17 protein-coding genes and 3 pseudogenes are annotated in these 22,997 nt (G+C 46.4%); 14 read left to right on the forward strand and 6 right to left on the reverse strand.

The window, feature by feature from the left end; all coding sequences use genetic code 11:
- Positions 1–2,336, reverse strand: a 2,336-nt coding sequence (locus DXB44_RS13065) for an FtsX-like permease family protein (protein WP_147366462.1), incomplete at its 3' end; no start/stop codon positions are given.
- A gap of 156 nt (positions 2,337–2,492) precedes the next feature.
- On the opposite strand from DXB44_RS13065, the pseudogene DXB44_RS14680 reads away from it, so the two are divergent.
- A pseudogene (locus DXB44_RS14680) lies at positions 2,493–2,654 on the forward strand (DUF6061 family protein); the annotation flags it as partial.
- A gap of 194 nt (positions 2,655–2,848) precedes the next feature.
- On the opposite strand, the gene DXB44_RS13070 reads toward DXB44_RS14680, so the two are convergent.
- The 4 genes from DXB44_RS13070 to DXB44_RS13080 form a co-directional block, all read right to left on the reverse strand.
- Complete coding sequence (locus DXB44_RS13070; protein ID WP_118658997.1) at positions 2,849–3,580, reverse strand: hypothetical protein; 732 nt, start codon at positions 3,578–3,580, stop codon at positions 2,849–2,851.
- A 433-nt stretch (positions 3,581–4,013) separates the two neighbouring features.
- A complete protein-coding gene (locus tag DXB44_RS13075; RefSeq protein WP_118658998.1) occupies positions 4,014–4,601 on the reverse strand; it encodes an SdpI family protein in 588 nt (195 codons plus the stop codon).
- A gap of 138 nt (positions 4,602–4,739) precedes the next feature.
- Positions 4,740–4,916, reverse strand: coding sequence for a hypothetical protein (locus tag DXB44_RS14710; protein ID WP_158581898.1), 177 nt, complete (start codon positions 4,914–4,916; stop codon positions 4,740–4,742).
- A 141-nt stretch (positions 4,917–5,057) separates the two neighbouring features.
- Positions 5,058–5,312 (reverse strand): hypothetical protein, encoded by a 255-nt coding sequence (locus DXB44_RS13080; RefSeq protein WP_118658999.1) that lies wholly within the window; start codon positions 5,310–5,312, stop codon positions 5,058–5,060.
- 576 nt (positions 5,313–5,888) lie between these two features.
- On the opposite strand from DXB44_RS13080, the gene DXB44_RS13085 reads away from it, so the two are divergent.
- The 5 genes and pseudogenes from DXB44_RS13085 (at position 5,889) to DXB44_RS13120 (ending at position 11,174) form a co-directional block, all read left to right on the forward strand.
- Entirely contained in the window at positions 5,889–6,587 is a 699-nt protein-coding gene (locus DXB44_RS13085; protein WP_118659000.1) for a LytTR family DNA-binding domain-containing protein, read from the forward strand.
- Positions 6,588–6,799: 212 nt separating this feature from the next.
- A complete protein-coding gene (locus DXB44_RS13090) occupies positions 6,800–7,849 on the forward strand; it encodes an ATP-binding protein (RefSeq protein WP_243111162.1) in 1,050 nt (349 codons plus the stop codon).
- Between the two features lie 1,197 nt (positions 7,850–9,046).
- Positions 9,047–9,370 carry a helix-turn-helix transcriptional regulator gene (locus tag DXB44_RS13105; protein WP_117530195.1) on the forward strand — a complete coding sequence of 108 codons (324 nt, stop codon included), beginning with the start codon at positions 9,047–9,049 and terminating at the stop codon, positions 9,368–9,370.
- The gene (locus DXB44_RS13110) at positions 9,367–9,954 is read left to right on the forward strand and encodes a DUF2812 domain-containing protein (protein ID WP_118659003.1); all 588 of its coding nucleotides are present in this window, start codon (positions 9,367–9,369) and stop codon (positions 9,952–9,954) included. The genes DXB44_RS13105 and DXB44_RS13110 overlap by 4 nt, the downstream gene beginning before the upstream one ends.
- A gap of 344 nt (positions 9,955–10,298) precedes the next feature.
- Positions 10,299–11,174 (forward strand): annotated as a pseudogene (locus DXB44_RS13120) (hypothetical protein).
- Positions 11,175–11,593: 419 nt separating this feature from the next.
- On the opposite strand, the gene DXB44_RS13130 reads toward DXB44_RS13120, so the two are convergent.
- Positions 11,594–11,845 carry a DUF6061 family protein gene (locus DXB44_RS13130; RefSeq protein ID WP_118659004.1) on the reverse strand — a complete coding sequence of 84 codons (252 nt, stop codon included), beginning with the start codon at positions 11,843–11,845 and terminating at the stop codon, positions 11,594–11,596.
- Positions 11,846–12,724: 879 nt separating this feature from the next.
- Between DXB44_RS13130 and DXB44_RS13140 the strand changes: the two genes are divergently transcribed.
- The 8 genes and pseudogenes from DXB44_RS13140 to DXB44_RS13175 all read left to right on the forward strand — a co-directional run bounded on the left by DXB44_RS13140 (position 12,725) and on the right by DXB44_RS13175 (position 21,912).
- Entirely contained in the window at positions 12,725–12,916 is a 192-nt protein-coding gene (locus DXB44_RS13140; protein ID WP_097771706.1) for a hypothetical protein, read from the forward strand.
- A 187-nt stretch (positions 12,917–13,103) separates the two neighbouring features.
- Entirely contained in the window at positions 13,104–14,918 is a 1,815-nt protein-coding gene (kdpA, locus tag DXB44_RS13145; RefSeq protein ID WP_118659005.1) for a potassium-transporting ATPase subunit KdpA, read from the forward strand.
- Between the two features lie 15 nt (positions 14,919–14,933).
- The gene (gene kdpB, locus DXB44_RS13150; RefSeq protein WP_118659006.1) at positions 14,934–17,003 is read left to right on the forward strand and encodes a potassium-transporting ATPase subunit KdpB; all 2,070 of its coding nucleotides are present in this window, start codon (positions 14,934–14,936) and stop codon (positions 17,001–17,003) included.
- Between the two features lie 171 nt (positions 17,004–17,174).
- Complete coding sequence (kdpC, locus tag DXB44_RS13155) at positions 17,175–17,783, forward strand: potassium-transporting ATPase subunit KdpC (RefSeq protein WP_118659007.1); 609 nt, start codon at positions 17,175–17,177, stop codon at positions 17,781–17,783.
- 1 nt (position 17,784) lies between these two features.
- Positions 17,785–18,195, forward strand: coding sequence for a CBS domain-containing protein (locus tag DXB44_RS13160; protein ID WP_097771710.1), 411 nt, complete (start codon positions 17,785–17,787; stop codon positions 18,193–18,195).
- Between the two features lie 93 nt (positions 18,196–18,288).
- Positions 18,289–18,510, forward strand: a pseudogene (locus tag DXB44_RS14840) (Trk family potassium uptake protein); the annotation flags it as partial.
- Between the two features lie 14 nt (positions 18,511–18,524).
- Positions 18,525–21,218: a sensor histidine kinase KdpD gene (locus tag DXB44_RS13170; protein ID WP_118659008.1), complete on the forward strand. Its 2,694-nt coding sequence runs from the start codon at positions 18,525–18,527 to the stop codon at positions 21,216–21,218.
- Positions 21,211–21,912, forward strand: coding sequence for a response regulator transcription factor (locus DXB44_RS13175; RefSeq protein WP_118659009.1), 702 nt, complete (start codon positions 21,211–21,213; stop codon positions 21,910–21,912). The genes DXB44_RS13170 and DXB44_RS13175 overlap by 8 nt, the downstream gene beginning before the upstream one ends.
- Positions 21,913–22,997 lie beyond the last annotated feature (1,085 nt).

Below are 22,997 nucleotides of genomic sequence, written 5' to 3' on the forward strand. Positions count from 1 at the left end.
CGGATCAGGTCGAGAATGCTCTGGATCGGAACGATACGCGAGACCGCCGCATAGACAACGATATTCACAAGCAGCGTTGTCCCAACGATGACCGGGAGCAGCAGCTTTGCATAGGACAGCACCAGTTTTTTCGGGGAAACGCCCAGCGTCAGGAGAAGCGACAGCCGCTGCTGCTGGATTTCATAAGCCGAAAGGTTCAAAACCACCAGCAGCGCACACCCCAGAAGGACCCCGAATACCGCAAGGATGCCGACAAGGAAAGCGCTCTGTGTGCCCTCGGTGTAGCTCTGGCTGATCAGGTCGTAGTTATCTGCACGCAGGATACCATTCCTGCGCGTCGCAATGGAGGAAATAGACCGCCGCAAAGAGAAATTGCTGTCAGCGGACAGTTTCACGTTCAGGCTGCTGTATCCTTCCTTTTCCATAAAGTAGCTGCCTGCGCTCTCAAACATTTTATGGTAAAGAGCCGTACTGACAAAAATCGTGCCGCTGAAAATGATCCGGTCTGTTGTCAGCAGTGTGTAATTGCTTGCAGACTTTACGACCCCGGCAATGGGCAGCTGGGCGGTATACGTCCGGTAGACATCATTCCCGGCTTCATCCTGCCCGGTATAACGCTGGTATTGGATGCTCAACTTGTCTCCGGCCGCAAAAACCGGTTCAACCAACGTACTGCCATCCGGTTGGAAGCCCTGATAATATTCATCCGCAGCGGGGTCATAATAGCAATCTCTCCACAGGGTCAAAACAGAATCCCCTGCCAGCAGCGTCTCTATTTCCTCGTCCGAAACGCCGGCATCTGCGGCAATGCGGCGTAGTTCATCATCCGGCAAAGCACAGACTGTCGTATTTAGTGTTCCTTTTGAGGCATTTTGCATTATTAAACTCGGGATGTCGCCGTTGTCCTTGACCCAGATATCGGCAAGCATCTGGCTGGACTGGATCTTGTCTGATGTCACGGTATAGGTATCGGTCAGATCAATTGCGGCGGAAACCTCTTCCACACCGGGCAATGCAGCGAGATCCTCTTTCAGAGAAAACGGCATCCCGGAGGTTCCGTTCATCTTAATGGACAGACAGGCATACGGTGCATCCAGATCATACGGCAGCATGACACGCCAGCCGACATACAGACAGCTGACGGCGATCAGCAATACCGCGCAGCCGACACCGATCTGCGGTGCAAGCGGCAGCTGTGCCAAGCGGAATTTTTTTGCAGGCTTCTCTTTGGGTTTTGCGGTCTGCGGGCGAACCAGCACCGCAGGCAAAAGTGCGCCCAGCAACACGGAGAGCAGAAACAGCACTGCCAGCGGCACAAGAGACGCAGCGGGGATCACCAAGAACGAAAGGTGCTTTTGCAGCCCCAGACCGATGGCCGCAGCACCGCAGCCCAGTGCAAACCCTGCAGCAACTGCCGCAAGCCCGGCAAAAAGCGCCTCCCACAGGCACATGAGCCGGAGATCCCGGTTCTTAGCCCCCAGCGTCAGGAAGGTGTTGATGGTATGTACACGCTTGTGCAGAACGATCAGGAAATACTGCGCCACTGCAAAAAAGCTGACCAAAATCGCTGCGACCAGCAAAAAGCGCAGGGAGGACGAAACGGTATCCTCCTGCGGGTAGGCATACTCGTTTGCCACTAAAGCAGGGTCGGTCGAAGCGGTCACGGGTGCGGTTGCATTCAGATAATAAAACGTCTGGAACTTTTGCCCGTCTATGGCAAGCGGCTCTGCTACAATGCCGCTGACGGTGAGATTGCCGTTCAGATTCCAATAAACATCATAGGCAGGCAAAACACCGCACAGGGTATAGGCTTTTTCCATCACTGCGCCGGAGCCTGCCAGCGGGTCGTAATCATTGGCAGCGACCTTCAGCGTGACCGTCTGCCCTACGTCATAGGAGCAGCCCAGCGCATCCAGCAGCGTCGTCGTCATGGCAATCTCATCGGACTGCGTGGGGAAATTACCGCTGATCGGCACGATACGTCCCAGCTGCGCAAAGGTATCGTCTACCGTTCCGATCCCGCCCGCCACGCCATCGTCTGCGCCGAGAACGATTCCGTTTTGGATCACTGTGCTGACCTGTGCGGATGCGGGCAAGGTGTTTTTTGCCTGTGCGGCATCCGCAGCAGTATCCGACAAACGCAGGTACTGCCATTCGCCATATAGTTCACAGCGGGTGTCCTGCAATACCTGTGCAGAGCTGACGGAGTAGATCACCGCCGCCGTCAGGAACGAGAAAACCAGTGTCAGCAAAAGCAGCAATAGGCTGGTCTGCTTCTTGCGGCCAAGCATCCCATGAAACGCCAGAATGATAGATGGACTTTCTTTGATTTTCATAAGCTGTCCTCCCCTATGTCTTACACGCACCTAGAAAAGGAATTTTTCTATTATAATAACGCTTTTAAAGGAAGTTTGTTACACTTGTTTTAAAACATCGTATGACTGCACATAAATTCATAGAAAATTTGTTGCATAATCACAGTTTTGTTTATCTGCATCGCTATTGAGGACGAATACGGCAACACTCCGGCGCGGCGGGCAGAACTGGACTGGCTGCTCTACAACAAGCCCTTGGAGTATGCCCAGCTTGTGCTGGATGGTGAGATTGAGCATTATCTCTCACTCGGCTGTGACCACGGTAGACTAGAAGACTAGCCTTTAATTAAAATATTCCCAACAGACCAACAGCCCTCTACTTGCAGTCGTTGCAAATAGAGGGCTGTTGTACATTATTGTTCTTTTGCTTCAGAACCGACCTTCTTTAAATCTGAATGACCAGCAGTTCTCTTTGCATAATATCTGAGTTATGTGTAACAACAAATAGCGTGCAACCAAGCTTTTTAAAGCGATCAGTTTTCAAAGGAGAAACTATCCAGTAAGGTCAGCAGATAATCGTTTGAAATACCAGCCGTCTCACTTTTTTGAGCATTTTCATTGCGGACATAAAGGGCATAGTCTGTTGCATGGTGTTGGAACATGGTATACTGTGCAGTTGTACAGCCAGCACGATCCTGTACTGTGTAGATTTCAAAGCACTTTCCTGACTTCGATGTGTAAAGCTTTTTGGAAATGCTGTAATTCTGTTTAGGGAATGTTTTCGTATACGTTTTCTGAGAACCGCACATTCCATCCACATCATAAAATGTGTTGGCGCAAAGTGAAATACTTACATTTCCGTCCAGCCAGTATCTTGTATATTCCGTCTCCGTGACTTTGGTGGAGGAATTGAAAAAGACATTCATTTGATCTTTTTGGGCAATGCTATGCTCCATGGTATCCAGCAAAGCGTTTTCCACAAAATGAACGCCGAACAGCCGCTCGACCTGCTCCTGCGATTCTGGTGTTATAGAGTAGAAAGTTGCTCCGGTGCGGGCTCGTTCCTTCACGGTTTGCCGAACCGATTTGTCAATTTCCGTATTGCTTATAACCTCATCTATTTCAGAGACATAGCAAATCTGTGTATCCTCCGGCCTATATGTAATTGAACTGCTCATATCTGCTTCAAGTGCATTTGAGACCGGACTTAGAAGAACTACTACCCCCAGTAACATAGCAAAGGAGAAGGTTAAACTTTTCTTCATAAGACACTCCTATTCAACCGATTCATAGTAAGATGAAATATGGAACCCGAATTGAATTCGATTCTAGACGATTGATTCGGGGACGTCCAGCTGATGCTGTAAAGTTTTTAGATGCTATTTACGTTTACGACAGCAAATGCCGTTACAAAGGTGTGTGTGATTCTTTCAGAACAATCAAATCTTTTGAACTTCACCATCTGAATGTACATGCGCGAAATTGGTTAATGCGTTAAGTTCTGCATCGGAATCTCCCTTTCATCTCAAATTCCACTCTAGCTATTATCAATGATATCAAAGCACAAGAACCCGTCGAAGTCCACGATTTTGTATCAAAATAGAGAAAACTTGTAACGAAATCGGTGTGGCTGCAAACAATATGACCCTCAACACTGGGCATCCAGCTATGGTTTTCATATTTGAATCGTGCATCTTATTAATGCCTTTTTCTGCAGTAAAAATAAGAAAGGATGGACGGAGTGCCAATATACAATAGTATTGACCAAATCATGACCGCTTTCGATTTATTGGGCAGAGAAAAAAGAATTGTAATACCTAAAAGTATAGTAGGAAAAGTTAATTCATATAAAAGCATGTGTGCATATCTCCATGTTTGACAATCGTCTAATGTCCATGGTAAACGCAAACCAACATACTTATTGAATGGAAGCTTTTTAGAGCAATTTCCAAAGATAGCCATAAAACCAAACACGAGAATCTCTGAAAGAAAAATTTCCTGCGAATCAGATAGCACAATGACTCGCAACGCTTTTAATATTATATAACTAACGATAATAAATAAAAGTAGAATAACGCTAATACATATTATAGAAATTGAATAATTGTTTTTTCTGTCACTTTCTTCCAAAATTATATCATTCTTGTGCATCAACAAAAAAGCAACACTTATTATTGCAAAAAACAGACCAAATAACATACGAATGATATTATTGGGAATCAATAATTCTCCTGCAATTCCGATTAAGCACAAAATTCTTACAAGGAACAGTTTGTCGTGCTTCATCTTTGCTCACCCCTCAAGCCTAGAATCATTTCATAGAATGTACTTAGCCTTAAATACACGAATAGCTTCTCACGGTTGTAAATCCGAAATAGTAAGCTCGCATGATAATAAAATAGTCCTTCAACACGGTAATATAAATTATTTAGTTCTCCATTTCCACCACTTTACCAGCATTACAATAACGGCAACCACGAAAACGGCTATAAACAGTACCAACGATATTTCATTCAGAACAATATTCCGCTTAAAGAAGAAAAGCACCACCAACCGCACTGCAAGAGCAACTAACAGCAAAGCTCCTATAATTTTACTCATGATTCTTTTCCTTTCGATGTTTCTTTACGGTTCCTAAACTCTCTTGCAACATATGAATGATATGTAACACCATAACCACCCACAGAAGTATAAACCATCCGAGAAGTACTATACGCAATAAGTTTTCTTCATTTTAGTTCCTCACTGTACAACATAGCCAATAAGAGCAACGATCTTTCCATTATCATACAAAAGAGCTACTTCGTTGTTGAGTTCAATCAAACTTTCGTAAGCTCCCAATTGGCATTCATCTAAAATATCTTTATTAACTGCGTAGTCGATTTTATAAGGAGAAACATCTTTTCCATTGTTACTTAAATCGAATAACTCAAAAATTTGATTTTTTGGCAGCTCACTTACCTTTGCATATGAGAAAAAATTCTGTATCTTTTTCATCAGTATCGCTTCACCTCGATAAAATTCTGCGGCAGAAATATATATCAATCTATTTATTTTTGATGCTTTTTATAACAACAAAAACTATTATGAGAACGCAAATGCCTCCACTTGATAAACAAAGTACCTTATCTTCTGCCCTTAGAACACCCACAGCACTTCTCATGTTCCAATAATACAAATCGTAAGACAAGCTCATGATTGCAAATGTAAGGAGGCCATAGTATGCTTTCTTCATTGGCAATCGGTGTCCTTTCAATTTTTGCGTAAAAACTTAATGGCATAGCGAATCAGATACTTTACAAGAACTACCAGTACGATTCCTACGATTACCGCTATCGAAATAACCAGTAAAAGTTCCAATGGTGAAAACTTCATGCTTATCCTTCCCGGTTTTGATATTGTAGAAACACTGATACTGATTTCAATATCAATGTACCATAGATTTTTCCGAAAGCAAGGTCTTTGGCAAAACTGGTCGTTATTGCGGCAAAAGTGGTATGTCAAACCACTTGTCAGGCGCAAATGCACAGTTTATAATAGTGTCAGCAACATTACTTTGTGGAGGACGACAAAATGGTGAGGTATCGAATTGCAGTCTGCGATGATGAACCGTCAGAACTTGAAGATATTGTTCAGAGCGTCAAGCGATATGATGTCCATAGCGACTTTGACATTGAAAATTACACAGACGGTGCCGCACTTTTAAGTGATTTGCAGCTAAAAAGGAAGTTCTTCAATCTTCTGCTGCTTGATATCGAAATGCCTTCAAACGGATTCCAGTTGGCACAAACCTTAACGCAGATGGAAAAACATCCGCTGGTGATCTTTGTTACAAAGCGGCATGAATACGCTGTGCAGGGGTATGGCATTGCATTCCGTTATCTGGTGAAACCACTTGATGAATCGCTTTTTACCGCTGCAATGGATGCCGTTGTCCAAGAATTGAATTCCAAGCACTTTACCGTTGAATATGAAGGAGCCACACTCTCATTGGAAACATCGGACATTTATTATCTGGAAAGCCATGGGCATAAAGTCTTGATTCATTGTAAAGGTCAAGACCTCACTCTGCGAATGACAATTCCAGAAGCCTTAGAACAGTTGCCGAAAAGGTGTTTTGCTTCACCCCATAAAAGCTATCTTGTCAACATGGAGCATATTATCTATGCCACAGGAACGATGGTTGTTCTGTCGAGTGGAAATCAATTGCCGATCAGCCGGAGGAAGCGTCAGGAGTTCAATCAGAGCTTTAACGCTTATTTGGGAAGATGATATATTATTTTGTTGAATTTGCTGGGAGTTTCGCCAACATCGCATTGCTCGTACTTTTCGTTGACCGTTTATTCCAGAAAAAAGATTTATCTTCACGATGGTACTATCTTTATATTGCACTTCTAATCGTGGGGCAATGTACATTGAGTTTGTTTCCCACTTGGGTGATGCCGCGAACGATTTACCTTCTGCTGGGAGGGTTTCTTCTGGCGATGCTGTTTTATGAAGCACAAATATGGCAAGCCATCTTTGCAAGTGCTGCATTTTTCACGCTTGTAGCAGTAGTTGAAATCCTTGCGATGCTTCTTATCGGACTGCGCATCCCGGATACAGATGTCCTAATGCAAGCAGGTGCGGCCAGACTGATTTACGTGGTGTTCTCGAATCTGATTCAGATTCCATTGCTAATCTTAGTTTCACATTTTTTCAGCCGGAAAGAAAATGTGCTGCGCGTTCTTTGGCTGCTGCCGATCATCGCTATTCAGATTGCCAGCATTGCAGTTTGCTATGTGGTACAGTACCATGCAGCGGATGAAAATTTTCCAGACTACCTGATTGGCTTGATGGTGGTACTCCTCTTAATGAATATCCTGATTGTTTTCTATGTGGAAGCCCTCCGAAAAAATGAGCAGGAAAAATTCAGAGCGGAATTTAACGAGCAGCAATATCGCTTGCAGATGGAGTATTATCAGCAGCTAAAGGAACGGCAGGAAGAAACAAGAGCCCTTTGGCACGACATCAAAAAATATATTCTGGCAATGCAGGCAGTTGCGGAACGCGGGAATTCCGAAGAACTTCACAAAATTGTACGAGATGCAACGGATGCCTTTGAACGTTCCAAAAATATTTCTACGATTGGAAATCCAGTTGTGGACGCACTGCTGAATCAGTATTTACATACAGCAGAAGAAAACGGCATCAAAGTAACTCTGGACGTAACGATTCCAGAAGTTCTATCTATATCTCCGTTATCTTTAAGCATCCTGATTGGAAACACATTCGACAATGCAATTGAAGCTTGTTGTGGCTTGCCTCCAGAACAACGAAAGATCCATTTGCAGCTGCGCAAACAGTATCGAAGCCTTTTCTACCGCCTTGACAATCCATACAGTGATACCTCGCGCAGCCTTCGGGTTGGCAGCCACCATGGATATGGGCTGAAAAATGTAAAACGTGTGGTACGGGAAAGCGATGGCGATTTTTATGCCGAGAAAAAGAATGGAACTTTTACCGTGAAAGTTCGATTGAACTGCGAGAATTAAGAGTTTTTCTAAAACACAGTGTTGCTTTCCACTTGTACTGTGTATGTTTTGCCTATTTCATGTATTCATTCTCCTAAAGTGTTGACACCTTGCAGAGAATATGCTATTATTTCCGAAAGTCCCACTGATTTTGTGGATTGGTTACAAGTCATCCACAAGATGTGGTCGTGTTCATTTTGAACACAGCCACAGAAAGTGGTTGGTTATCACCGTGAAACCCACCACTTCAGTGATGGAAAGTCCACGAAAGAATTTACCGCCCCGCAACACACCCGATCTATTTTGCCGCCGATTCACCCGACAAAATCCATAGCTGCGCTGCGTGGGCGGTATTTTTTTACAAATAGAACCTTATGTGGTTGTACAAATCTCCGAATTTTATTTACAGTTGTTGGCTGTACAACCTCAAAGTGTTATTCTCGTGCTTGAAAGAAGCCGGACGCAGTGTCCGCACTGCGCCCGGCTTTCTTCATACCGAACCTTGATTCCTTCATAAGCCGTCTGAACGTGATACCGTGCCATGACCTCACACTTTCCGTGAGCGAGCCGGAAAACGCCGCTGCAAAACTTCGTTCGGAGCAAACGGTGACCCCATTACATGAGCAGAGCCCAGCTACTTATTTTTTGCGTCTTAACAATTTGGAAATATTTGTTGAAAATGCGTTTTGAGCGCAGCGGTAGAGGGCAAGAACCGTCCCGTGGCCACAAATTTTCAATTCTTGAAAATGTTGTGCTCCACTGGGACTTCACTTCTCAAACTCTTGCGAGTTTTCCAAGTGATCTTGTTGGGGTAGCGCTTGTCGGGGCCACGCCCCTCCATCTACTGTCGCAGACCGCGCTGCCGCTTAAAAGCCCCACTGGGGCTTTCATTGCTGCGCTGCGCTTCGCAAACGCGGTCCCACCCCAAACCCTGCTCATGGTTTGCACCTGACGGTGCGAACAGCAACGGCGTGTCGTACTTACATAACTTCACCGAGGAGTTATCGAACAGACAGGAGGTACAATGACCAAAACGAATGTTCAACCGATTCCTAGCAATTCCCAGCACCACGACACGCCGAACAATAAAACAAATAGAGAGCAGACCATTCTTCTTTCACACACCCATTAAATAATTTTCCTAAATCCGCTTGACGAATGTTACGGTTAGTGATATATTTATTACAGTAACCGTAACAAAAAAAAGGGGGGCAAACCATGCGCGACAATGCAAAAGGTGGTGCGCTTACAGAAGTCACCTTTTATATTCTGCTCTCTCTCTATACGCCAAAACACGGATACGCTGTTATGCAGTTTATTGAAGAAAAAACAGACGGACGGCTTTCCCTAGGCGCAGGCACTTTATATGGAGCATTAAACTCTTTGCAGGACAAGAAGTGGATTGAACCTTATGGAGATAGTGAGGGAAGAAAAAAAGAATACCACATTACAGCACAGGGAAAAGAAATTGCAGAAAAAGAGCTTGCAAGACTAAATGAACTTGTAAGCATTGCAAGTGAAATTATTGGAGGTGCAGTATGAGTAAAAAATGTTATCGCTTTTTTGGCGGATTGCTAAATACGCAGGAAAAATGGCTAAACAAAATGTCTGAAAAGGGTTATCGACTTGTCCGGACAGGAAGAATGCTCTATGAATTTGAAAAATGTAATCCCGATGAAGTGACCTATTGTGTAGAGTTTATCGGAGAAAAATCAAAAGAGAATGCAACAGACTATGCTGATTTTTTGGAGGATATGGGCTACAAAGTATTTTCCAAGAATATCAATCTAAACTATTCTGTTGGAAAAGTTCGTTGGCGCCCATGGGCAGAAATGGACGGTTGTATTGCAACAAACGCAACAACTTTTAACCGGGAACTATTGATTGTAGAAAAAGCAAACGACGGAAAGCCTTTTGAACTTCATACCTCTTATGCCGATAAAGAAAAATACTACCGCACTTTGCGTAACCCATGGCTATTCCTGCTGCTTCTATTTGCACTGTTTGCCATTATCAAGCATTCTATCATCTTGGGTATTTTTTCATTGGTTTCTGCAATTCCCAGCATTCTATACCAGTTCCAAATTATAAATGTCCGACAAAAAGCCAAAACGTGGGAAAAATAAATAACAATCAAGAGGGTGACAACAAAAGCTGTCGCCCTCTTGATTGTTATTTATAGAAATACAAAAAAGGTTGCTCCGCAGCCTTTGAGGAGCAGCGCCGTGCAGAGCTGACAGTATACCGGGCAGCAGCAGCCTATTTTAAGGCAAACAACATCACAAAGCTGCCCAGCCCGAAAAAGCTGGAAGTCGAGTATGCGCAGCTGGCATCCGAAAAGGCAAAGTTCTACGAGCAGTACAAGGAAGCTAAAGAGGAACTGCTCAAACTGAAAACCGCAAAGCAGAATGTTGCGTCCTTTTTCCGGGAGGAAGAACCGGCGCAGCAGGAGAGATAAAGGAGTGTGCGTATGATCAATCTGAAAATCGACCCGGAGTTCCAGTCCCAGATTCCTCCTCTGACCAATGATGAATTTAAGTAGCTTGAAGAAAATATCCTGAAAGAAGGCAAGCTGCTCTCTCCTTTGATCGTTTGGGGCAATACCCTTATTGACGGACACAATCGCTATGCGATTCTTCAGAAGCACCCCGAAATCTGCTTTTCTACCATGCCGCTCCGCTTTGCGAACCGTGAGGAAGCCCTCGCTTGGATCTGCAAGAATCAGCTGGGGCGGCGCAATTTAACCCCGGAGCAAAAGAAGTTCCTCATTGGAAAGCAGTACAGTGTGGAACATCGAAAGCCCGGCGGAAACGGCAACAATCAGTATACAGCAACCACTCAGGAAGCCGTTCAGGAGGAATTGTGTCAATTTGACACAATTCCTCCCACCTCTGCGGAAGCGAGCATCCGCAAGCAGATTGCAGAGCGGAACAATGTCAGCGAATCCTACGTTGCCCGTTCTGAAAAATTCATGCGCGGCGTGGAGATTACGGAGCAGATGATACCCGGTATGCAGGAGAAAATCCTGTCCGGGCAGTTCAAAGTCCGTGATGCTGATATGCACCGCCTTGCCAGAGCCGATTTTCAGAACCGCAAGCAGATCGTGCACGAGATTCTGCACCCGGAGGACCGCTCTGCTCCGCAGAAACGAATCTACGGAATCAACTATTCTGCGCTGGAAGCTGCCGTCCGGCGAATCCAGCGGGATGTTGATTTCCTGATGAAGTATCTCCCCAAGGTGCCTGATGATGCCTATGTGAAAATGGAATCCATGAAGATTCTGAAGCAGCACAAGGCATATATGGCACAGTTTGAAGAAATGCTGAACGATGAAAAAGTCGCATAACAACAGGCACTTGTAAGCCATCAACGAGCCACCGTCTGCAAGTGCAGGGCGGAAAGCATCCGCACCCTTGCGCCTGATAAAAATGGAACTTTGATTTTCTCGCCCGGCTTTGCCATGGTGGGACAGTCAAAGGAGCGTGCGTTTGAACAAAAAGAAAAAGTCCACAAATACTTCCCCCTACCCCGATGAAGTCATCGACCGTCTGGCGCGGGCATTCTACCCAGCCATCCTTGCCTGCTGGAACAGCGAGGAAGGCCAGAGGGAGTTTGCCGCGTGGCAGGCAGAGCAGGCTCATCATGCAAACAACGAAAAACAGGAAGTTCCCACTGGGGAACTCCCTGTTGTACATATCGCTATCGTCTGTGGTCTTTTGCAGGGTGCGTCCTATTCAGGGGCGCACCCTGTTTTTTGTTTTGCCCTTAATCTTCTAGCCCATGGCTTCCGGTTACGTTTTTCAAATATTCCTTCGGATTGCCATTCAGAATCAAATCGGCATAGCCCAATGGATCATTGTAGATGAGGTAGTCTAACTCCGACCTCTGCGCCACGGTCACATCCAGTGCATCCTCGACCCCGGTACAGTCAATAGAAATCTTTCTCCCATCCCGGAGCAGCAGCTCCACGCAGCTGGTGTCCATGTTGAATTTGCAGGTTCTTTCATCGTACTTCATACTCGTGTCCTTTCCGCCTTACGGCACTCTTACAGTAGTCTGTCGTGCTTTCCTTATGATAAGGTCTAGGACGTTTCTCGATGGAAGCAAGGGATTCGTTCTGTTTTCCGAAGAATACAAAAAATCCGAACCCTTCTCCTATCGGAAAAAAGTTCGGATTTTGTTGTTGTGGTGCACCTCCAGGGACTCGAACCCTGGGCCCACTGATTAAGAGAAACCAACGTGCAACAATCGTCAATTTTCAAAATTGCGTGAATTCGTTGTTTTTATCGTTTTACCGTAAATTTGAGTTTTGCATCTGCTGCATTCCTTGCACCTATTATCCCCTCTCGCATCCGTTATCCAGTTGTTCCGGTGTGCAAAAAGTGTGCAAAAATGTGCAGAGCCAAAATCAGCCTCTTAAAACAGGGATCGGATTTTTATGCAAAGCCGGGAAACCGGTCAGGTTCGAGCCCAAAACAGCAGCTGAAATCTTGCCTGTTTAGACCACGCATCAAATGTACATCAACAACTACGATTCATGGCAGGGATTTGGACAACTGCGATCTCTTATAAATCCAAAGCAGCTCTTTCTATGTGGACTTTTCTGGGTGGAAACACCCAGAGGGTTCACTTTTTTTATTTTATCGACAGCGCCTCCATCCGGGCTATACTGCTGTTTTGACATCTATTTGGCAGCAAAACCCTGAAGGATCACGACTCGTTATAAAGCGTGACGGATTTCAGACAAAAGCGCACAAGGCTTGAACAAAGCCGTAAGATCACTTCCTGGAGCGACAAAGACTTATACAATCTTAGTTTCGATTGCAGGACCCTTTTCCCCTCTTAATACTTTTAGCGGTATTATGGCCTTGCAAGAAAGAAATGAGGTGAACAATTATGAGCATTACAAATGCGGCGAGAAGATTTGAACAGAGATTTGACGCAAAAGCGGAGCGCTTTATTTGGCATCATCCGCTACTTGGCTCCATCTCCATCTTTGTTGGAATGCCATTACTGGTTTTGGCGTGTGTCTGTATCAGTACGATCGTTATCGCCTTTCCTATGGCATGGCTTTTGGGTTGGTTGTAATCTTTATTTCATCTTTAAACACACAAAAGATCACTAATGCCATTTTTAGAGGAAAGGTTTTATGATATTGGGGACAGCAAAAAAGGAGGATGAATCTTATGCAAATGCTAATTGCACTCATAGGTGTATGTGCGGCAGCAATGCTGCTGTGGTATGTCTATATTTTAATGAAGGGAGATGATCAGGCATGAGCACCATGATTCAGTATGTTTTATACCTTGCCATTCTGGTTGTTTTGGCAATTCCACTGGGCGCTTACATAAAAAACGTCATGAGCGGCGAGAAAACTTTTTTGTCCAAAGTTCTGACACCGTGCGAAAACCTGATTTACAAGGTTACGCGTGTAGACAGAGAAGAACAGATGACATGGAAAAAATATGCGGTAAGTGTAATAATTTTTTCCGGTATCGGGCTTGTTTTTCTGTTCCTGCTTCAACTTGTGCAGGGAGTTCTTCCCGGAAATCCGCAGCATCTTTCCGGTGTGAAATGGGATTTGGCATTTAACACTTCTGCAAGTTTCATTACCAATACAAACTGGCAGGCATATTCCGGTGAATCCACATTGAGTTATCTCACTCAGGCTTTAGGTCTGACTGTTCAGAACTTTGTTTCCGCCGCTACAGGTATCGCCGTTCTATTTGCATTGATCCGTGGCTTTATCAAGGTGAAATCCTCCGGGTTGGGAAGCTTTTGGGTGGACTTGACCCGCATTGTGGTTCACATCCTACTCCCGCTGAATCTGGTCATTTCTCTGTTGCTGGTAGGCGGCGGCGTGATTCAGAACCTGAAAAGTTCAGAAACAGTATCCCTTGTAGAACCGATTGCCGTCAGTGCAGAAGGCGAAATCCTTGAGGATGCGGTAATTGACTTAGACACCGAAACCGTCACTGTAGATGGCGAAATCGTTTCGGATGCACAGATCGTCACCGAGCAGTTCGTACCGATGGGTCCTGCGGCCAGCCAGGTCGCAATCAAACAGACCGGCACCAACGGCGGCGGTTATATGGGCGTCAACTCCGCACATCCTTTGGAAAATCCCAATGCCTTTACCAATCTGATCGAAATGATTTCCATTCTGCTGATTCCGGCGGCACTGTGTTTCACATTCGGTTCTGCGGTAAAGAACAAGAAGCAGGGTGTTGCGATCTTTATGGCAATGTTTCTCTGCCTGGTTGTTGCCTTGAGCTGTATCGCCGTCACTGAACAGGTTGGCACCCCCCAGCTTGCACAAAACGGCGCAGTCAATATGTCAATGGCCGAACAGGCAGGCGGCAATATGGAGGGCAAGGAGACTCGCTTCGGCATTGCAGGGTCCTCTACATGGGCAGCTTTCACCACAGCAGCCTCCAACGGCGCTGTAAACTCCATGCATGACAGCTACACGCCTCTTGGCGGCATGGTGACTATGCTGCTGATGCAGCTCGGCGAGGTCGTTTTCGGCGGCGTGGGCTGCGGCCTTTACGGTATGCTTGCTTTTGCTATTCTGACGGTGTTCATTGCCGGTCTGATGGTAGGCCGTACACCGGAATTCCTTGGCAAGAAAATTGAGCCTTATGAGATGAAATGGTCGGTACTGGTTTGCCTTGCAACACCCATTGCAATTCTGGTCGGCAGCGGCCTTGCCGCCGTAGTACCCTCTGTCATGGATAGCCTGCATAACGGCGGTGCCCACGGTTTCTCTGAAATGCTGTATACCTACTCATCCTGTGGCGGCAATAACGGCTCTGCCTTTGCCGGTTTCAATGGGAATACCGTATTTCTGAATGTAAGCCTGGGACTGGTGATGCTCTTTGCCCGGTTCCTGCCCATCATCGGCACACTTGCAATCGCAGGCAGCTTGGCTGGGAAAAAGAAAATTGCCACGACTGCGGGCACCTTATCTACCACAAATGGAATGTTTGTTTTCCTGCTGATTGTTGTGGTATTGCTGATCGGTGCGCTGAGCTTCTTCCCGGCGCTTGCCCTTGGTCCGCTTGCTGAGTTCTTTGGCAGCATTGCGTAAAGGAGATTTACAGATATGCGTACAAAACAGAAAACTGCTTTTGCCGACCGGAAAATGCTCGGCAGGGCAATTAAAGATTCTTTTGTGAAATTGAGCCCGAAAACACAGGCAAAAAACCCGGTCATGTTTCTGGTTTTTGCGTCTGCGATCTTGACCAGTATCCTTTGGGTGGTATCCCTGTTCGGGTTAAAAGACGCTCCAAGCGGATATACACTGGCGATTGCCATTATCCTTTGGTTTACCGTGCTATTTGCCAACTTTGCCGAGGCCATTGCAGAAGGTCGTGGTAAAGCACAGGCAGATTCTCTCCGGGCATCCCGTAAGGACGTGGACGCGCATAAGATCCCCTCTGTCTCGGAGAAGGACAGCGTGACTGTGGTTCCCTCCGCCCTGCTGAAAAAGGGGGAACTGGTGATCGTCAAAGCCGGAGAGCAGATTCCGGCAGACGGCGAAGTCGTAGAAGGGGCGGCATCTGTGGATGAAAGCGCCATCACCGGCGAATCCGCTCCTGTAATTCGTGAGGCAGGCGGCGACCGCAGCGCTGTGACCGGCGGCACCACTGTACTGTCGGACTGGATCGTTGTCAGAGTGACCAACGAAGCCGGAGAGAGCTTTCTGGACAAGATGATTGCGATGGTAGAAGGTGCTGCCCGGAAAAAGACGCCCAACGAAATTGCTTTGCAGATTTTTCTGGTAGCCTTGTCCATTATCTTTATCTTGGTGACAGTCTCTCTCTACACTTATTCCATTTTTTCTGCAAAGCTGGCGGGAATTGAGAATCCCACCTCTGTAACAACTCTGGTAGCGCTGTTGGTGTGCCTTGCGCCTACTACCATTGGTGCCTTGCTTTCCGCCATCGGTATTGCCGGTATGTCCCGACTGAACCAGGCAAATGTTCTGGCCATGAGTGGTCGTGCCATTGAAGCCGCCGGTGATGTAGACATTCTGATGCTTGACAAAACCGGAACCATCACTCTGGGCAATCGACAGGCATCGGAGTTCATTCCGGTAGATGGTGTAGATATTCAGGAACTGGCAGACGCCGCTCAGCTTTCTTCTCTGGCAGACGAGACCCCTGAGGGCAGAAGCGTTGTCGTGCTGGCCAAGGAACAGTTTGGAATTCGTGGCAGAAGCCTTCAGGACAAGAATATGCATTTTGTCCCATTTACTGCCGTGACCCGTATGAGCGGCGTCGACTTTGACGGGAACGAAATCCGAAAAGGCGCAGCAGACGCCATGCAGAGTTATGTGACTCATGCAGGCGGTATGTATTCTCCGGACTGTGATCGAGTTGTCAAGTCTATTGCGTCCAAGGGCGGCACACCTCTGGTCGTAGCTAAGAACCACAAGATCCTCGGCGTTATCTATCTGAAGGATATTATCAAGCAGGGTGTGAAGGAGAAATTTGCAGATCTGCGGAAAATGGGCATCAAGACCATTATGATCACCGGCGACAATCCGATTACTGCTTCGGCCATTGCTGCCGAGGCCGGTGTGGATGACTTCCTTGCGGAAGCAACGCCGGAGGGAAAGCTGGCAATGATTCGTGATTTTCAGGCCAAGGGTCATTTGGTAGCCATGACAGGCGACGGCACCAACGACGCTCCGGCTTTGGCACAAGCAGATGTTGCAGTTGCCATGAACAGCGGCACACAAGCAGCAAAAGAAGCAGGTAACATGGTGGATTTGGACTCTTCACCCACAAAACTGATCGACATTGTTCGCATCGGCAAACAGCTTTTGATGACACGAGGCAGCCTGACTACCTTCTCCATTGCCAACGATGTGGCAAAATACTTTGCCATTATTCCGGCGCTGTTTATGGGACTTTATCCGGGACTGTCTGCTCTGAATATTATGGGGCTGCATTCCCCGCAAAGCGCTGTCCTCTCTGCGATTATTTATAATGCACTCATCATTATCGCGCTCATTCCGTTGGCACTGAAAGGTGTGAAATACCGTGAGGTCTCTGCCGGAAAGCTGCTGTCACGGAACCTGCTGGTTTATGGTCTGGGCGGTCTGGCGGCTCCCTTTATCTTTGTGAAACTGATTGATGTTCTGCTGGTGTTTACCGGCCTGGTATAAGGAGGAGGCAAAATATGAATGCGATAACAAAGAAAACAATCTCGTATTTTGAAGGAATTCTTGGCATGACCTTAGCCGTCCTATGTGTGAATACACTGCGTTTCGCCCTGTGGGCGCCGGAATTGCTTCAGAAAATTTTTCTCACAATCTTCGGATAAGGGGGTATATATTATGAAAACAATGAAAAGTGTACTGCCAAAGGCAGGTATGATCTTTTTAATTTTTACGCTGCTGTGCGGCGTGATCTATACGGGTGTTGTAACAGGAATCGCTCAGCTTATTTTTCCGGATAATGCAAACGGAAGCATCATTGAAGTAGACGGGAAAAAATATGGCTGTGAATTACTTGGGCAGCAATATACAGATGAAGCTCATATGTGGGGGCGCATTATGAATATTGATGTTTCAACCTATACGGATGAAAACGGAAAGGCACTGATGTACGCCGCCCCCTCCAACCTCTCTCCGGCAAGCGAGGAGTATGCACAGCTCGTGGCAGAGCGGGTAGAAAAGCTCCGGACTGCCGATCCGGACATGGACGAAACGGCCATTCCGGTGGACCTGGTTACTTGTTCCGGCAGTGGGCTTGATCCCCATATTTCCCCGGCAGCAGCGGAATATCAGGTAGCACGCATTGCAAAGGCAAATGATATGACCGAAGATGAAGTGCGTGAGATCATCCAAAACTGCACCGACGGACGATTCCTTGGCATCTTTGGTGAAGAGACTGTCAATGTGCTGGAAGTCAATCTGATGCTGGACGGTATTCTGGAGAAGTGAAATGAACATAGCTAAAATCATGATTCCCAAAATCTCCACTGTATTTCTTTATGAAAAGGATACGATTCGTCAGGGATTGGAACGGTTTATGGTACATGGCTATACCGCTGTCCCGGTACTGAATGATCAGGAACAGTATATTGGAAGCGTGACGGAGGGAGATTTCCTCCGCCACCTTCTTGCTTGCCAGACAACAGACTTGAAAGTACAGGAGGGATACCGACTTGGCAGCATTGTTCGCAGAGATTTTTGCCCTGCGTTACAAATAGATGCAGATTCCGAGCAGGTTGTAACTGCAATGCTGAATCAGAATTTTGTCCCCATCGTTGATGGCCGGAATGCTCTATGCGGGATTCTGACAAGGAAACGGCTGATTGAATTTCTGGCACAAGCTCGTGATAAAAAAGAATAAGTCCTGCATCTTTAGACGGCCTTAATACAGATACGCATTCTCTTCTACCTTTTTTACTCCCTTTGATTTATAATTAAGGGCACATAAAGGGGTATAAAGGAGGATTGCAGTTATGGGAGTAGTGCTGTTAAATCGGATGCATTGTTTACTTCTACCTCAGCAGTTTGTGTAACCGGGCTCATTATACATAATACGGCAACATACTGGTCGGCCTTCGGCCAATTTGTCATTTTACTGCTGATTCAGATTGGAGGCATGGGGGGTATTACCATAGCCGCATCCTTTGCAATGATTTCCGGTCGGAAGATTTCTTTGATAGGAGGATTAAAATGGAACTGCCAAGACAAGATCCGGATCAGCTTCTTCATGCGATCCGTAACGATGCATCCACTAAGAAAAGCGGAAAACTCAAAATCTTTTTCGGTTATGCCGCAGGTGTCGGAAAGACCTATGCCATGCTTCAGGCGGCTCATCAGGCTAAGGAGCGTGGCATCGATGTGGTTGCTGGATACATAGAACCCCATGCCCGACCCCAGACGATGGCACTTCTGGACGGCTTGGAGCAGCTTCCTGTGAAACAAGTTGCTTACGAAGGAATGACCCTTCGTGAATTTGATCTTGATGCTGCGCTCAAGCGAAATCCCCAGCTCATACTGGTGGATGAGTTGGCCCATACCAACGCCGAAAGCAGTCGGCACACGAAGCGGTATCAGGATATTCAGGAACTGCTAAATACTGGAATTGATGTCTATACGACTGTAAATGTCCAACATATCGAGAGTCTCAACGATACAGTGGCCTCTATCACCGGAATTCTTGTGCGGGAGCGCATTCCGGATTCCACCTTTGATCAAGCAGATCAGGTAGAACTGGTGGATATTGAGCCTGCGGAGTTGCTGGAACGACTGGCAAGTGGAAATGTGTACCGGGAAGATCAGGCGCAGCGGGCAACAGTTAATTTTTTCACGCTGGAAAATCTCACCGCATTGCGGGAAATCGCCCTCCGTCGGTGCGCTGACCGGGTGAACTTGCTGACGGAAAGCGCCAGAGTACAGAGCCGAGGCGATTACCATACAGACGAGCGCATTCTGGCATGTCTTTCCTCGTCGCCATCCAACGCAAAAATCATTCGGACTGCTGCAAGGATGGCAAGAGCCTTTCGGGGAACATTTACCGCTCTTTATGTGGAAACGCCAAATACAGCGGCGATGAGTGACGATGATAAAAAGCGTTTGCAGGATAATAAGCGTCTGGCCCAGCAACTTGGCGCTACGATTGAGACAAGTTATGGCGATGACGTGCCTTATCAGATTGCGGAATTTGCCCGTCTTTCCGGCATCTCAAAAATCGTAATTGGACGAAGTACCATTGCACGAAAGAATATTTTCAGCAAGCCCACCTTGACGGAACGCCTGATTTCCAGCGCACCTAATCTGGATATTCATGTGATACCGGATGCCAGCACAGGAACCAGCTATCAGGAAAAAAAGCGTAAGGCGCAGGCAGATGCGATGCCCCTGCGTGATGTTCTGAAAAGTATAGTCGTATTGCTGGTAGCTACACTGATTGGCTGTGGCTTTGACGCTTTTGGGTTCACGGAGAGTAATATTATAGCAGTTTACATATTAGGCGTACTTGTGGCCGCTGTAATCACAACCAACCGACTGTGCGGGATTCTGACCTCGGTTGTCAGTGTGCTGGTTTTCAATTTCTTTTTTACCACTCCGAGACTGACATTCCATTTTGACGATCCGAACTATATTGTTACCTTTACCATTATGTTTATAGTAACACTGCTTTCCGGATCTCTCGCTACCCGACTGAAAGAAAATGCGAAACAATCTGCCCATACAGCTTACCGTACAAAGATTCTTTTTGAAACCAACCAGCTTCTGCAAAAAGAGCAGGATGAGAATGCGGTAATCACCGCTACGGCAGGGCAGCTCATGAAGCTGCTGAAAAAAGATATTGTCGTCTACCTGTCTGATGGTAAAGAACTTGCCACCCCTAACGTTTTTCGTGCTGTTAATAGCATTCAGGAAGATTTAATTTCTGAGAACGAGAAAGCAGTCGCCGATTGGGTCTTCCGAAACAATAAACACGCCGGTGCCACAACAGATACATTATCCAGTGCAAAGTGTTTATACCTTGCGATTCGGGTCAACCAGCATGTATATGGAGTGGCTGGTATTGCGGTGAACGGTATTCCGCTGGACTCTTTCGAAAACAGCGTACTCCTCTCTATTCTGGGCGAGTGCGCTTTGGCACTTGAAAACATCAAAAACGCCAAAGAAAAAGAGGAAGCGGCTGTTCTGGCGCAAAATGAACAGCTTCGTGCTAACCTGCTGCGGGCAATCTCTCATGATCTTCGAACCCCTTTGACAGCGATTTCTGGCAGCGCAGACAATTTGCTTGCAAATTATAAAAAGATGGATGATGCATTGCGGGAGCAGACCTTTACCGATATTTATGACGATTCCATGTGGCTGATTAATCTCGTTGAAAACCTGTTGGCAGTCACACGAATTGAGGGCGGACAGGTCAATCTAACTCGGAGTATCGAACTCATGGATGAGGTCGTTTCTGAAGCACTGAAGCACATCAACAGAAAGAGTAAAGAACACACCATTCGTGTGACCAGCGGGAAAGACTTTATCCTTGCCCACATTGATGCGAAGCTGATCGTTCAGGTGATTATCAATTTGGTTGACAACGCCATCAAATATACCCCTGTCGGTTCAGTAATTGAAATACATACCGATCAAAAAGAGCAATGGGTCACGGTTTCCGTTTCCGACAACGGCCCTGGGATTCCCGATGAGCAGAAACCCCGTATTTTTGATATGTTTTATAGTGGGGCCAATAAAGTGGTCGACAGCCGCAGAAGCCTTGGATTGGGGCTGTCCCTCTGTAAGTCCATTGTGACCGCCCACGGCGGCACGATTTCCGTATCAGACAATCAGCCAAATGGCACTGTGTTCACATTTACATTACCCGCCGGGAAGGTAGAACTTCATGAATAAACCTTTGATATTAGTGGTTGAGGATGATCCATCTATACGAAATCTCATTACAACCACATTGAAAACAAATGATTATCGTTATGTGGTAGCGCCCAGTGGCTCGACAGCCATTATGGAGGCCACATCGCACAATCCTGAAATCATCTTGCTGGATTTGGGCTTACCGGATATGGATGGCGTTCAAGTCATTCAAACGGTACGCTCCTGGTCCAATGCCCCCATCATTGTAATTAGCGCCAGAAGTGAAGATAATGACAAGATTCATGCATTGGATGCCGGAGCTGACGATTATCTGACAAAACCTTTTTCTGTTGAAGAATTATTGGCTCGACTTCGGGTGACGCAGCGAAGACTCTCTTTGATGACGGCAGAGATGTTTACTGCCAGTTCTGTATTTGTGAATGGTAAGTTGAAAGTGGATTATGCCGGGGGATGCGCTTATCTGGATGAAAACGAACTTCACCTGACACCCATGGAGTATAAGCTGTTGTGTCTGCTGTCCAAGAATGTCGGCAAGGTACTGACCCATACCTTTATCACACAAAATATCTGGGGCCGCAGTTGGGATAACGATGTGGCTTCCCTGCGGGTATTTATGGCAACACTGCGGAAAAAGCTGGAGCCAACAGAGGAGTCCCCGCAATACATCCAAACACATATTGGTGTGGGCTATCGTATGATAAAAGTAGAATAATACTATGCGGTCGGCCAGTGTTCACAGATGCATCAGATGTTCAACATACCGAATTGAAGCTCCTGCCGAATCACCGTTTGAATTTGCGGTCGCTGCGAACCTTTCTGACCGTGGATGACGAAACGTTTGAACGCTTGCAGAAACGGTTTGAGAGCATGGTACGATAACCTGTTTCTGATTTAAAAAACTTGTCAAGAGGGCTGGCACCGTCCAGTCCTCTCTCTTTTTGCCAAAGTTCCCCTTTCTTTTTCTTGCAAGCTGCCGAAAGTAGCGTGTTCTCAAAACTTTTTGTTGACATGGCTCGATTTTTGTGGTAACCTATCCCAACAATTTAATATAACATATTTATCTTAGAGTTCCAGCTCGGCTCCCGAAGGAGCCGGAGCAAGTTTTTAACTTTCTTATCGCTACATAACGAACCCGAACCAAGGCTATCCCGGAAGGGATGGTCAGGTTCAGGTTGTTGTGTGGCGATTTTTTATTGCCAAATCCAGCACCGCACCTTGAAAACCGCATGACCGTCTGCATGGGATACACGGCGATGACCCCGCAAGGGAGAGCCGGAAAACGCCGCCGAGAGGGGGCAGGAAAACCATGCAGGGAGAACGGCAACTGCCATCCACTCACCTCATGTGTTCAAAATGAGCACATGAGGCGAAACGGACGTTTATCTACTCGTTGGGGCAGGAGAAATCAATGTGGACAAAATGTCTACATTGATTCTGTTCGTATTACACTTAACCTCGACTTGACATTTTGTCAAGCCACGGTGAAAAATGGTGGGTTACGAAAACCGTAACTTACCACTCAGCCATAACAGAGAAGGTTTAGTTGGTGATCATTTTGATCACCAACCAGACAATCGTAACGCTTTATTGTGTAAAAGTGGTGGTTCCCATTTTGGTAACCACCACATATCCGTAACAGCCAAAGGAGGATGCCTATGACAACAGAACAATGGGAACGTGAAAATCAGGACACGCTGATGGAATATTTCATTGATGGCGACCCCAGTGTGCGCAGAATCCAGTGTGAATACTGCCGCAAGGTCATCTACACCTAGACCCGGAACCGAAAATATTGCA

Source organism: Faecalibacterium sp. OM04-11BH, assembly GCF_003482185.1.
Classification (GTDB): domain Bacteria; phylum Bacillota; class Clostridia; order Oscillospirales; family Ruminococcaceae; genus Faecalibacterium; species Faecalibacterium tardum.

Coding starts and splice junctions, on each gene's coding strand:
- DXB44_RS13070 (WP_118658997.1), bottom strand. CDS start 3,580: ATGAAGAAAAGTTTAACCTTCTCCTTTGCTATGTTACTGGGGGTAGTA.
- DXB44_RS13075 (WP_118658998.1), bottom strand. CDS start 4,601: ATGAAGCACGACAAACTGTTCCTTGTAAGAATTTTGTGCTTAATCGGA.
- DXB44_RS14710 (WP_158581898.1), bottom strand. CDS start 4,916: ATGAGTAAAATTATAGGAGCTTTGCTGTTAGTTGCTCTTGCAGTGCGG.
- DXB44_RS13080 (WP_118658999.1), bottom strand. CDS start 5,312: ATGAAAAAGATACAGAATTTTTTCTCATATGCAAAGGTAAGTGAGCTG.
- DXB44_RS13085 (WP_118659000.1), top strand. CDS start 5,889: ATGGTGAGGTATCGAATTGCAGTCTGCGATGATGAACCGTCAGAACTT.
- DXB44_RS13090 (WP_243111162.1), top strand. CDS start 6,800: ATGCTGTTTTATGAAGCACAAATATGGCAAGCCATCTTTGCAAGTGCT.
- DXB44_RS13105 (WP_117530195.1), top strand. CDS start 9,047: ATGCGCGACAATGCAAAAGGTGGTGCGCTTACAGAAGTCACCTTTTAT.
- DXB44_RS13110 (WP_118659003.1), top strand. CDS start 9,367: ATGAGTAAAAAATGTTATCGCTTTTTTGGCGGATTGCTAAATACGCAG.
- DXB44_RS13130 (WP_118659004.1), bottom strand. CDS start 11,845: ATGAAGTACGATGAAAGAACCTGCAAATTCAACATGGACACCAGCTGC.
- DXB44_RS13140 (WP_097771706.1), top strand. CDS start 12,725: ATGAGCATTACAAATGCGGCGAGAAGATTTGAACAGAGATTTGACGCA.
- kdpA (WP_118659005.1), top strand. CDS start 13,104: ATGAGCACCATGATTCAGTATGTTTTATACCTTGCCATTCTGGTTGTT.
- kdpB (WP_118659006.1), top strand. CDS start 14,934: ATGCGTACAAAACAGAAAACTGCTTTTGCCGACCGGAAAATGCTCGGC.
- kdpC (WP_118659007.1), top strand. CDS start 17,175: ATGAAAACAATGAAAAGTGTACTGCCAAAGGCAGGTATGATCTTTTTA.
- DXB44_RS13160 (WP_097771710.1), top strand. CDS start 17,785: ATGAACATAGCTAAAATCATGATTCCCAAAATCTCCACTGTATTTCTT.
- DXB44_RS13170 (WP_118659008.1), top strand. CDS start 18,525: ATGGAACTGCCAAGACAAGATCCGGATCAGCTTCTTCATGCGATCCGT.
- DXB44_RS13175 (WP_118659009.1), top strand. CDS start 21,211: ATGAATAAACCTTTGATATTAGTGGTTGAGGATGATCCATCTATACGA.